The organism is Vannielia litorea, assembly GCF_900142295.1.
Lineage (GTDB): Bacteria > Pseudomonadota > Alphaproteobacteria > Rhodobacterales > Rhodobacteraceae > Vannielia > Vannielia litorea.
The window spans coordinates 70,986-81,895 of the sequence record NZ_FSRL01000001.1; the positions used below are offsets into that span (position 1 = coordinate 70,986).

Annotated in this window: 16 protein-coding genes; 1 reads left to right on the top strand and 15 read right to left on the bottom strand. The window is 69.1% G+C overall.

The annotated features are described in order from the left end of the window. Window positions 1-25: 25 nt before the first annotated feature. The 15 genes from trmD to BUR94_RS00445 form a co-directional block, all read right to left on the bottom strand. Window positions 26-826, bottom strand: a complete 801-nt coding sequence (trmD, locus tag BUR94_RS00380) for a tRNA (guanosine(37)-N1)-methyltransferase TrmD (RefSeq protein ID WP_074254308.1) — start codon at window positions 824-826, stop codon at window positions 26-28. After that, window positions 823-1,257, bottom strand: a complete 435-nt coding sequence (locus tag BUR94_RS00385; RefSeq protein ID WP_074254309.1) for a VOC family protein — start codon at window positions 1,255-1,257, stop codon at window positions 823-825. Before BUR94_RS00385 ends, trmD begins: the two co-directional genes overlap by 4 nt. After that, complete coding sequence (locus tag BUR94_RS00390) at window positions 1,250-2,158, bottom strand: hypothetical protein (RefSeq protein WP_074254310.1); 909 nt, start codon at window positions 2,156-2,158, stop codon at window positions 1,250-1,252. Before BUR94_RS00390 ends, BUR94_RS00385 begins: the two co-directional genes overlap by 8 nt. A gap of 4 nt (window positions 2,159-2,162) precedes the next feature. Next, the gene (rimM, locus tag BUR94_RS00395; RefSeq protein ID WP_074254311.1) at window positions 2,163-2,666 is read right to left on the bottom strand and encodes a ribosome maturation factor RimM; all 504 of its coding nucleotides are present in this window, start codon (window positions 2,664-2,666) and stop codon (window positions 2,163-2,165) included. Continuing rightward, the gene (locus BUR94_RS20565; protein ID WP_175570398.1) at window positions 2,663-2,806 is read right to left on the bottom strand and encodes a hypothetical protein; all 144 of its coding nucleotides are present in this window, start codon (window positions 2,804-2,806) and stop codon (window positions 2,663-2,665) included. The genes rimM and BUR94_RS20565 overlap by 4 nt, the downstream gene beginning before the upstream one ends. 93 nt (window positions 2,807-2,899) lie before the next feature. Further along, window positions 2,900-3,721: a hypothetical protein gene (locus tag BUR94_RS00400; RefSeq protein WP_139301185.1), complete on the bottom strand. Its 822-nt coding sequence runs from the start codon at window positions 3,719-3,721 to the stop codon at window positions 2,900-2,902. A 7-nt stretch (window positions 3,722-3,728) separates the two neighbouring features. Beyond that, the gene (rpsP, locus tag BUR94_RS00405; RefSeq protein ID WP_074254313.1) at window positions 3,729-4,151 is read right to left on the bottom strand and encodes a 30S ribosomal protein S16; all 423 of its coding nucleotides are present in this window, start codon (window positions 4,149-4,151) and stop codon (window positions 3,729-3,731) included. Between the two features lie 52 nt (window positions 4,152-4,203). Beyond that, window positions 4,204-4,503: a chorismate mutase gene (locus tag BUR94_RS00410; RefSeq protein WP_074254314.1), complete on the bottom strand. Its 300-nt coding sequence runs from the start codon at window positions 4,501-4,503 to the stop codon at window positions 4,204-4,206. Further along, on the bottom strand, window positions 4,496-5,164 hold the full coding sequence (locus BUR94_RS00415) for a GNAT family N-acetyltransferase (protein ID WP_084192851.1): 669 nt from the start codon (window positions 5,162-5,164) through the stop codon (window positions 4,496-4,498). Before BUR94_RS00415 ends, BUR94_RS00410 begins: the two co-directional genes overlap by 8 nt. Beyond that, on the bottom strand, window positions 5,161-5,691 hold the full coding sequence (locus BUR94_RS00420; protein WP_074254315.1) for a GNAT family N-acetyltransferase: 531 nt from the start codon (window positions 5,689-5,691) through the stop codon (window positions 5,161-5,163). The genes BUR94_RS00415 and BUR94_RS00420 overlap by 4 nt, the downstream gene beginning before the upstream one ends. Then, window positions 5,688-6,230 (bottom strand): GNAT family N-acetyltransferase, encoded by a 543-nt coding sequence (locus BUR94_RS00425; RefSeq protein WP_074254316.1) that lies wholly within the window; start codon window positions 6,228-6,230, stop codon window positions 5,688-5,690. The genes BUR94_RS00420 and BUR94_RS00425 overlap by 4 nt, the downstream gene beginning before the upstream one ends. After that, the gene (locus BUR94_RS00430; RefSeq protein ID WP_074254317.1) at window positions 6,227-6,793 is read right to left on the bottom strand and encodes a GNAT family N-acetyltransferase; all 567 of its coding nucleotides are present in this window, start codon (window positions 6,791-6,793) and stop codon (window positions 6,227-6,229) included. Before BUR94_RS00430 ends, BUR94_RS00425 begins: the two co-directional genes overlap by 4 nt. After that, window positions 6,793-7,314, bottom strand: a complete 522-nt coding sequence (locus BUR94_RS00435) for a GNAT family N-acetyltransferase (RefSeq protein WP_074254318.1) — start codon at window positions 7,312-7,314, stop codon at window positions 6,793-6,795. The genes BUR94_RS00430 and BUR94_RS00435 overlap by 1 nt, the downstream gene beginning before the upstream one ends. 2 nt (window positions 7,315-7,316) lie before the next feature. Then, window positions 7,317-8,822 (bottom strand): signal recognition particle protein, encoded by a 1,506-nt coding sequence (gene ffh / locus BUR94_RS00440; protein WP_074254319.1) that lies wholly within the window; start codon window positions 8,820-8,822, stop codon window positions 7,317-7,319. 358 nt (window positions 8,823-9,180) lie between these two features. Beyond that, window positions 9,181-9,663 (bottom strand): hypothetical protein, encoded by a 483-nt coding sequence (locus tag BUR94_RS00445; protein ID WP_074254320.1) that lies wholly within the window; start codon window positions 9,661-9,663, stop codon window positions 9,181-9,183. Window positions 9,664-9,986: 323 nt separating this feature from the next. Between BUR94_RS00445 and BUR94_RS00450 the strand changes: the two genes are divergently transcribed. Beyond that, entirely contained in the window at window positions 9,987-10,871 is an 885-nt protein-coding gene (locus BUR94_RS00450) for a LysR family transcriptional regulator (protein ID WP_074254321.1), read from the top strand. Window positions 10,872-10,910 lie beyond the last annotated feature (39 nt).

Here is a 10,910-nt window from a genome sequence, read left to right on the forward strand (position 1 = left end):
TGCCTGGCAGCTCGGAGCCGTGCGGCTAGCGTTTCTTCCAAAGGTCGGGGCGGCGCTCCTGCGTCAGTTTCTCGCTCATCTCGCGGCGCCAGGCCTCGATTCGTCCGTGGTGGCCGGAGAGCAGCACCTCGGGGATGCTGCGGCCCCGCCATTCGGCGGGTTTGGTATACTGCGGGTGTTCGAGCAAGCCGTTCGAGTGGCTCTCCTCCTCGGCGCTGGCCTCGTTGCCCAGCACGCCGGGCAGGAGCCTCACGATGGCGTCGAGCATGGCTTGCGCGGCGATTTCGCCGCCCGTGAGAACGAAATCGCCGAGGCTGACTTCTTCCACTTCGAACGCCTCGAGCACGCGCTCGTCCACGCCCTCGAAGCGCCCGCAGAGCAGGGTCAGGCCGCGCCCGGCGGCGAGGCGGCGCGCCATGGCCTGGTCAAAGGGCCTGCCGCGCGGCGAGGCGTAGAGCACCGGCCACTGTCCGCGATCGTGGGGCGTGCCCTGCGCGGCCTCTTCCAGCGCTTCGGCCACCACGTCGGCCCGCAGAACCATGCCGGCACCGCCGCCGGCGGGCGTGTCATCGACATTGCGGTGCCGTCCCTTGCCATAGGCGCGGAGGGGCAGGGTCTCGAGCGCCCACTTGCCTTCGGCCAAAGCCCTTCCGGTGAGCGAAAGGCCGAGCACACCGGGAAAGGCCTCGGGGAAGAGGGTGACGATCTTCGCGGTCCAGGCGTGGGCGAGGCGGGGGCTGTCGCCCATCAGGTCGCGCGGCGCGCGGGAGGCGGAGATGGACAGGCGTCCGTGCGATTTGGAGGGGCGCTCTGGGGTGTCTGTCATTCCACGATCCTGCCGGTTGTCGGGCGCGTCTCCACCGTGGCGAGTGCGGTGGCGAAGCGCAGCAGGTAGCCGTCGGGATCGGCCACCACGAATTGCACTTGCCCGTGCCATCGGGCGCCGTCGCGATACCACGCTTCTTCCAGCGGGCGAAAGAGCGGGACTTCGGCCGCCCCGAGGCTGGCGGCGAGACCGGGGGCATCGGCGATGGCGAACTGCAGGTGCAGGCCCCGGCCCAGCGGAACCTCGGGAGGCGCGAGCGCCCAGCTATCGGGCCCGAGCTGCTCGAGCATCAGAGCGCTGCCCTCCTTGGACAGGTGGTAGAAACCCGAGGCGGGGCGGGCGTAGTCCACGGAGAACCCGAGGAGGCCGGTGTAGAAGGCGAGCGAGGCGGTGACATCGGTGCAGCCCAGTTCGGGCGTGAGCCTAGGCATCGGCTTCGCGCTCGAGGTCCAACATCGCCTTGCCAAGCCCGGCCAGCTCCTCGCCGAGCCTGGGGTTCGCGGCTTCGACGGCCATCGCGACGCGGATGATCTCTCCGCCCTGCGGCATGTCGCGCCAGGCGAAGGGGTCGTCAAGGATCAGCCGGATCGTGGCGCCGGAGAACCGGCAGAGGGCCTCGTGGTCGTTTGCCGCCACAAAGACCGCCCAGGCACGGGCGAGCTGCTGCTGCCCGGTGCAGAGGGCGATGGCCTCGTCGTTCACCGCGGCCCAGTGCAGGGCGGCGTGATCCCGAGGGCAGGGGTGGGCGGCGGCACGCGCGAGGGCCGCCTCGAAGAGCGCGCCGGGCGAGGCCTGGTCGGACAGGGGCAGGACGATGCGGGCGACCTCGTCGGAGGCGGCCGTGGCGGGCAGGTCATCGAGGGCGGACGACATGCGGGCGAGAGCCTCTGCGTCGATGGTGCCGGAATGCGGGGCAGGCGGGCGGTTTGCCGCGCCTTCGGGCCGGGCCCCGGCGGCCTGAACCTCGGTGAGCGCCCGGTCGAGCAACGCGTCGATCTCGCGGGCGAGCTTGGGCGGAAAGGCCAGGCGCGAGAGCAGGATCGCGGCCAGCGCCATCAGGCCCCAGGGCCACCACGGGCGGATCTCGTCGATCCCGAACAGACCCCGTGCCCCCCAGCCGAGGCCCACCAGAACGAGCGCCAACACGGCCACCACGCCGGCAGAAGCAAGTGCCAGCAACGGCTCCCTGGGCACGCGCTCCATGGCCAGGTTGAACAGGAAGAAGACCGCGGCGAACCCTGCCACCGCATCCCAGCCCGCGCCCCAGCTGCCCGCCAGGATCGGGGCGACGTAGAGCGCGGCGATGGACATCCAGTAGATCCGCCGGCGCATCGGCTCAGCTTTCGTCGGGCGGGTCGGCGACGATGCGGCGGGCGGCGAGGTCGACGGTGGGGACGGCGGCGCGGGTGAAGGGCAGGTAGAAGCTGTCGCTGCCGCCCTCCCGGCGGACTTCCAGCAGGTCGCCAGCGCCGTGATCGTGCACCGCATGCACCTTGCCCAGTGTGGCGCCACCTGTGTCCACGACGGTCAGGCCCATCAGGTCGGAGTGGTAGAACTCGTCGTCGGGCAGGGCGGGCAGGCGCTCGCGCGCGACATAGAGGCGGGTGCCTTTGAGCGCGTCGGCCTGCTCCTTGGTGGAGACGCCGCCCAGCCGCGCGCCCAACGCGCCCTTGAGCGGGCGGGTCAGGGTGACGGTGAATCGGCGCGCGCCATCCTCGGTGGAGAGCGGGCCGTAATCGGCGATGTCGCTCGGTTCGGCGCAGAAGCTCTTCAGCCGCACCTCACCCTGGACGCCGAAGGCACCCCCGATGGCGCCGACGCAGATCATGGTTTCGCTCATCTTCCATCCCCCGCACAGAGGTGGCCGCCGTAGTTGCCCCCGGCCGCATCGCAGGCGTCGACGGCGAGTTGCCAATGCGCCGCATAGCCGAAGGCAAAGGCGGCGACGGGGATCAGGAGCTTGCGCAGGAGCCAGAACATGGAGGGCTTGTTAGGGGAAAACGGCAGGCCGGGGCAATGGGGAAGCGGCAGAGCGGTGCCCGGCGCATCTGGAATGGCGGCGAGACGATGTGCCTAGCGGCCAAGCAGCTTGTCTTTTGCGGCGCGCAAAGCCGCGTCATCCAGGTTTGACCGGTTGAGCGCGAGAAGGGCTTCGGTCACCTCCGGGTCGCGGCGGGTGTTCAGACGGCGGGTCGGGTCGAGACGGGCGCGTCGGGAATGCGACACTTGCATCAGGTCGAGCAAGGGTGTCGCAGGGCCGAAAGGGAGCGTGCCGATCTTTTCGAGCCAGGCCGTGGTGACGGTGCTCTGCACCCGCGCCTGCGTGGCCGCGATGATCGAGGCGAAGTTGGCCGCCGAGGGATTGGCGGCCTCGAAGGCCGCGAAATCGAGGGTCATCCGGGAGCTTTTCACATGCTCGGACCAGGCGCTTTTCAGCCAGGGGCCAGGCGCGCGGAGGGAGAAGAAGAACGTGACATCCGCCGCAGGCCAGGCGGCGAGGATCTCCTGCTCCATCACCTCGGCGATCTCGGGCACGGCGGAATAGTCGGGCAGGCCGGGACGACCGGCCATGTGGCCGGCCAGCTCTTCGGACGACAACAGAAGGTCGCGCTTCTGGCCCAGGTGGAGCCCGGCCAGATAGGCGGCGAACCGCAGGCGCAGTTTTTCGAGCGAGAGGACATCGCGCCAGGTCGAGAAAGCGCGGGTTGCAAAGAGAACGGGCTCCAGCTGTTGCCGGAGCCCGAGGGCCATCACGGGCCAGAGGTGCTTGCCGTTGTGGCGCAGGAAGCTCTGTGCGGAGGTCGTCCCGGTCTTGTGAAAGCCCATGTGGACGACCACCCGCACCGGACGCGCATGCGCCTCCGGTGCGTTGGGGCTTCGCGCCTCCCCGGCCACGGGAGGATTACTCCGCGGAGGCTTCGGCGGCAGCTTCCTCGGCGGGCTCTTCGGCCGGAGCCTCGGCGGGCGCGGCAGCGGCCTCGGCGGCCTTGGCGGCCTTGGCGGCCTTGGATTCGGCGCGCTCTTCAGCGGCCTTGCCCGGCTTGCCCTTGTTGGGGTTGTTGCGCTCTTTCTTGGCCAGCACGCCGGCGGCCTCGAGCATGCGGGCAACCCGGTCGGTCGGCTGGGCGCCCTGGTCGAGCCAGAACTGCACGCGCTCCATGTTCATCTTCACCCGGTCCTCGCTGTCCTTCGCCAGGAGCGGGTTGTAGGTGCCGAGCTTCTCCTTGAAGCGGCCGTCGCGGGGCATCCGGCTGTCGGCGGCGACGATGGAGTAGAACGGGCGCTTCTTGGAGCCGCCGCGAGCGAGACGAATTTTCATGGCCATTTGGGTTTCTCCTTTGGAATGGCGGGTAGGTGTGGGGGGCAGATTGCCCACCCTACGATTGGTGTTCCTCGTGGTGCTTGATGACTTCCCGGATGATGAAGGCCAGGAATTTCTTGGCGAATTCGGGGTCGAGGTCGGCCCGGATCGCAAGGTCTTCGAGCCGCGCGATCTGAACCGCCTCGCGGGCGGGGTCGGATGGCGGCAAGTCGTGTTCGGCCTTGAGCTTGCCCACGGCCTGGGTGTGCTTGAAGCGCTCGCCAAGGGTATAGACGAGGATCGCGTCGAGCCGGTCGATGCTTTCGCGGTGGCCCTTCAGCAGCTCCGCTGCGCGGGTGATGACATCTTCAGTCAACGGCCCCTCCCTTGGGTTTGAAGATCGGGTTGATGTGGTGCTCGATCTCGAGCGCGATACCGTCCTCGATCTGGGTGTTCTGCAACGCGGCGGGCGAGGGGTGGCGGTAGACCGCGGCCTCGTCGTTGCCGATCGAGGGGGCCTCCTTGTCCTTCTTGCAGCCCAGCCGTTCGGCCAGCCGGATCGAGCTGAGATCGTGCGGGTCGAGGTAGCTCACGGCCCCTTCCCAGCCCTGGGTCTTGTAGAAGAAGGCGCGGGCGGCGTCGGTGGCCTCCAGCGCATAGCCCTTGCCGGCCTTCTCGGGCCAGATGATCCAGGCGATCTCGCGCTCGGGCCAGCCTGCGGGCGCCCAGCCTCCGGCCATGCCCACGGTTTCGCCCGTGTCCTTCAGGTGAACCATCCACATTCCGAAGCCCCGGATCTGCCAGTGGCCGATCTCGCCGGCGTAGAGCATCCAGCTTTCATAGGGGTTGAGCGGCCCACCCATGAAGCGCGAGCGGTAGGAGGCAAAGGTGGCCTTGAAGTTGGGGTAATCCTCCGGCCGGGGCGGCTCGAGCCGGAGCCGCCGGGTTTCCAGCGTTGGGATCGTCACCGGGCGCGGGCCGGGGATGGTGAGCGGGTTCTCCAGCGGGTTGCCGGTGAAGGTCGCGGCGTCGGTCATGCGGCGGCCTCCGCACGGCGGGGGTGGCGCCAGACCACGCAGGGCGCGTCGAAGAACTCGACCTCGCGTTCGCGGCGCGCGCCCAGCCGCTCTGCCAGGGCGGCGGAGCGGGTGTTGTCGGGGTGGATGTAGCTGATCGGGCCGTCGATGCCGAAGTGGCGGGCGCCGTAGGCCAGTGCCGCTTCGGCCGCCTCGCGGGCGATGCCCAGCCCTTCGAAGCCGTCGAAGATCGACCAGCCGATCTCGGGCTCCAGCCAGCCGTCGTGGTTGTTGAAGCCCACGCGCCCGGCGACCGCGCCGCTCGCCTTCAGCTCGACGGTCCAGAGCCCGTAGCCGTGCAGCGCCCAGTGACCGAGAGTGCTCAGGAACTTGCGCCACGACGTCCAGCGGTCGTTCGGCCCGCCGACCCAGCGCGACCGCTCGGAGGCGTCGAAGGCCAGGTAGGCCTCGAAGTCGCTCTCGCGGGCGCCGCGAAGCACTAGGCGCTCGGTCTCGACGACCGGGATATCCAGCGTGAGGCGGTTCATGCGTAGGCCTCCACGCCGCCCTCGGTGGAGCTCTCGGGCCCGGGGTGGCGCCAGACGTTGACGACGCCGTGGCGCAGGTGTTCGAACTCGCCGTCGGGCTGCGCGCCCATGCGTCGGGCCACGCGGGCGGATCCCTCATTACCGGGCTTCACCAGGCTGATCGCGGTTTGCCAGCCCAGCACGTCGTAGGCATAGGCGCGGGCCGCCAGCGCGGCCTCGGTGGCATAGCCCTTGCCTTCGTGGCCTTCGAAGAGGTCCCAGCCGATCTCCGGTTCGGGCCATCCCTCGGGCGCGAAGAGGCCGACGAGGCCCACGGTGGAGGGCCCGTCCTTCACATCGACGATCCAGCGGCCGAAGCCCGCCAGCGTCCAGTGCCCGATCTCCATCGCCAGCATCCGCCAGCTGCCCTCGCGGTTCAGCGGCCCGCCAACGAACTTGGCGCGGTCGGAGGCGTAGAAGGCGGCGAAGGGCTCGTAATCGCCGATCCCGGGCGCACGCAGGATGAGGCGCGGGGTTTCGAGGGTGGGAATCTCGGTCATTCCGGCCTCCGGTGGCGCCAGATAAAGAGGTCGGGGTTGGGCGAGGGGATGCGGTCGGCGCCCAGCCGCCTGGCCAGCGTGTTGGAGCGGGTGTTGAAGCTGTCGACGTAGCTCACCATCGAGGGCAGGCCGAGCAGGCAGAAGCCGATCTCGCGGGCAGCCTCGGCGGCCTCCCGGGCCAGGCCCTTGCCCTCGTAGGCCTCGGAAAAGAACCAGCCCAGCTCGGGCTCCTCGTCGCCCGGCTCGAAGCCGATCTGCACGAAACCGGCACAGGCGCCCTCGTGCATCACCGCCCAGAGCCCGTGGCCGCGCAGCAGCCAGCAGCCCACCATGGCGGTGTATTCGCGGAAGGCGCTCTCGCGGTCCTGCACGCCGCCGATGCCGCGAGAGCGGACCGGGTCGCAGGCGATCTCGGCAAAGACGTCGAAATCGGCCAGCGTGGCCGGGCGCAGGCGGGTGCGGGCGGTGTCGGCCACCGGCAAGAGGGCAGAAACCTGCGCGGCAAGCCGGGCGGCGGCGCCGGGGATCGGGCGTTCGTGCGGGGCGGGGTGCGGCGTGGCCATCAGGCGTGCTCCGGCTTGGGGTGGCGGTAGACCACCGTATCGGCAGGGGTCTCGCCCTCGGGGCGCGGCGCGGCAGGATCGGGCGCCGCACCGAGGCGCGTGGCAAGCGCGATGGAGCGGGCATTGCCGGGAGAGATGTAGCTGACAAGGGTCGAGAGCCCGCCCGGCCCGAAGGCCCAGTCGCGCGCGGCCTGCGCCGCCTCGAAGGCGATGCCCTTGCCCTGATGCGCGGGCCAGACCGTCCAGCCCAGCTCGGCCTCGGGCCAATGGGCCATGCGGTTGATCCCGACCTGCCCGGCGAAGGTGCCGTCTGCCAGCTCCACTGACCAGCCGCCGTGGCCGCGCAGCGCCCAGTTGGCCGTTTCGGAGGCGAAATAGGCCCAGGTCACGCTCCGGCCGAAGGGCCCGCCCATGTGCACCGACCAGTCCGACGCCATCAGCTCCGCAACCGGCTCGAAATCCTCGATCCGGTAGGGGCGCAGGCGCAGGCGCGCGGTCTCGATGGTGGGGCAGGGGGCCATGGTTACTTCTTCTTTCCGAAGCCGGAGAGGCCGGGGGGCAGCGCACCGCCGCCGAGGCCGGGCAGGCCGCCGCCCATGCCGCCCATCGCCTTGCCGAGACCAGCGGGCATCTTGCCGCCGGCCATCTGGGCGCGCGCGGCCTCCATGTCGGCCTCCGAGGGGCCGCCCTTGCCGAACATGCCCTTGAGCGCCTGCTTGAGCATGCCGCCCTTGCCCATCTTCTTCATCATGTCGGCCATCTGGCGGTGCATCTTCAGCAGCTTGTTCAGCTCGCTGACCTCCTGGCCCGCCCCCGCCGCGATGCGCTTCTTGCGCGAGGCCTGGAGCAGGGCGGGGTTGGCCCGCTCCTTCTTGGTCATCGACTGGATCAGCGCGATCTGGTGGCGGAAGATGGTGTCGTCGAACCCGCTCTCCTCCACCTGCTTGGCCATCTTGCCCATGCCGGGCATCATCTTCATCATGCCTTCCATGCCGCCCATCTTGAGCATCTGCTCGAGCTGCATCTTCAGGTCGTTCATGTTGAACTGACCCTTCTGGAAGCGCTTCATCATCCGCTCGGCCTGTTCAGCCTCGATGGTCTCCTGCGCCTTCTCGACGAGCGCCACGATGTCGCCCATGCCGAGGATCCGGCCGGCGATCTGCTCGGGGCGGAACTCCTCGAGCGCCTCCATCTTCTCGCCGAGGCCGACGAACTTGATCGGCTTGCCGGTCACGGCGCGCATCGACAGCGCCGCGCCCCCGCGCCCGTCGCCGTCCATCCGGGTGAGGACCACGCCGGTGATGCCCACCTTGGCGTCGAACTCCTCGGCCACCTCGACGGCGACCTGGCCGGTCAGGCCGTCGACCACCAGCAGGGTCTCGCGCGGCTTGACGGCGTTGCGCACGTCCTCGACCTCGCCCATCAGCTTTTCGTCGATCTGGAGCCGTCCGGCGGTGTCGAGCATGTAGACGTCGTAGCCGCCCATGGTTGCCTGCTGCTGGGCGCGCTTGGCGATTTGAAGAGCGCTCTGGCCTTCGACGATCGGCAGGGTATCCACGCCGATCTGGCGGCCCAGAACCTCGAGCTGCTGCATGGCGGCGGGGCGGTAGATGTCGAGCGAGGCCATCAGCACGCGCTTGCCCTGCTTCTCCTTGAGCCGCTTGGCGATCTTGGCGGTGGTGGTGGTCTTGCCGCCGCCCTGCAGGCCGACCATCAGGATCGGCGCGGGCGCGTTGTCCACCTTCAGCTCGCCCGGCTCGCCCTCGCCCTCGAGCACGTGGACCAGCTCGTCATGGACGATCTTCACCACCTGCTGCCCGGGGGTGACCGACTTGGTCACCGCCTGGCCGGTGGCCTTTTCCTGCACCGCCTTCACGAAGTCGCGGGCCACGGGCAGCGAAACGTCGGCCTCGAGCAGCGCCACGCGGACCTCGCGAAGGGCGGTCTTCACGTCGTCCTCGGAGAGCGCGCCCTGCTTGGTCAGCCGGTCGAAGACGCCGGAGAGACGTTCGCTCAGATTTTCAAACATGCTCTCGGCCCTCCTGCGGCCTCGGTCTGGGACATGCCCTCCCCAGATGGGTCGGGCGGCTCGTTTCGCAAGCCGGAATGCAGTTGCGCCCCCGTGGGCGATACTCGCTGACGGGGGGCGATCCTGAACTCGGGCAGGACCGGAAGTTGCATCACTTCCGGAGATTTGAGGGGCGTTTACGCGCGCGGCGGCGCCGAGTCAACCGCCGGGGGGTGGCGGAGGAGGCCTGCAGACGCCAGCGGAGCACGGCACCGGAGGCGATGTTGGCGGAGGTGTGGCCGGGTTCCCGCGGCGACATTGGTGACCGTGGCACCTGCTCCGGGATCGGGCGCGCGAAAGGCATCGAGGCCCGAGCGGATCAGGCCGGCAGGGGCGATGCGGCCAGCCAGGCCTCTATGCTTGCCTTGAGGTCGCGAGCGGGGCCGGGCGCGCCAAAGCCGCGGATGGCCACGGGCTCGGACCCGGTAAGCAGCAGGGTGCGATAGATGGTGAGGTCGGCGCCACCGGGGCTGCGGGCCGGCAGGCGGACGCGGTCGCAGGTGACGCCCTCGATTCGGTCGAAGGGGGTGGCGCTGAGCAAGCGGCCAAGCGCCGAGCGTTCTTCGATGCGGCGGGCCGCGCGGTCGATCACCGTCACCGGGCCAGGCCGGAGCGCCCAGAGCAAGGGCAGAACAAACAAGATGCCGCTGGCCCCGGCCAGAGGGGCCAGCGCGGCCGGTCGGAGCAGGGCAGCCGCCATCACCAGCCCACCCCCGGCCACCGCGAGCCAAATGGCCCAGCCCCGTGGCGCGGGGCGGTTGCGCAGGGTGAGCCTGGCTCCGGCGGTCTGGCTGCCGATCATGCTGAGGGGTCCTCTCCCATGGTCGTATTACCGCCCGCCCGGCGCCTCTCGTCAAGAAACTTGGTGACCGACCGACGAAACCGCGCGCCTCGTGCGTAACATCCCCGGATCCGCTCACGCGGCCTCACGTTTTGCGGCGATGGCAGGAACTGTCTTGAGCCGGCAGATAATTCGCGGAGGCTGCTTGCGGGTGCGGCAAAACGTGGTAATCCATACTGAACGGTTCAGAACAGCTGACGCGCTGCTCTTGCAAGAGCGCACAGAACACAGGAAGGTCGTAACTCATGTTGGATGGCGAACATATCTCTGCGGGAGCGCGACGGATGAACAGCCTTGATGCCTGGGACGAAGTCCGCACCGCCTACCACGTGGCGCGTGTCGGCACGGTGTCGGGCGCAGCGGATGCCTTGGGCGTGCACCATGCCACTGTCATCCGGCATATCGACGCCCTGGAGGCGCGCCTCGGGACCAAGCTGTTTCAGCGCCATGCGCGCGGATATACCGCCACCGAAGCGGGGCTCGACCTGCTGCAGGTGGCCAAGGCGACCGATGACCAGTTCTCCCAGCTTGCAGGGCGGATCAAGGGGCGCGGCGAGGAAGTGACCGGCGAGTTGATCGTGACGTCGATTCCCTCGCTTTCGCCGGCGCTCTCGGCCACGCTTGCCCGCTACTCCCGCGCCAACCCGCAGGTGGTGCTGCGCTTCATGACCGACGAGCGCCTGTTCCGGCTGGAATACGGCGAAGCCCATGTTGCAATCCGGGCGGGCAAACGCCCGGACCAGCCGGACAACGTTGTTCAGAAGTTCTTCGATCTCTCCCACGCACTCTATGCGACGCAGGATTACGTGAGGGAGATGGGCCATCTGGACGAAAGCAACCTCGCGCGGCACAGCTTTGTGTCGGAGGACGACCAGGACAGCCGGGCCCCCTTCTACCGCTGGCTGAATGAAATGGTTCCGGACCGTGCGATCACCTACCGCGCCTCGGCCCAGCGCTCGGTGGTGGACGCGATCCGCGCCGGGGCGGGCGTTGGGTTTCTGCCCACGGCGGTGGGCGAGCGCTCTCCCGATCTTGTGCAGATGATGGCACCGAAGGAGGAGTGGAGTGCGACGGTCTGGCTGGTGACCCATGTGGACCTGCACCGGACTGCCAAGGTGCAGTCGATCCTGACCCATCTGAAGGAAAACTTCGACCCGGGCCTCTTCTAAGGGGAGCAAAACCTTGCCGGAATTATGCCTCTTGAGGGT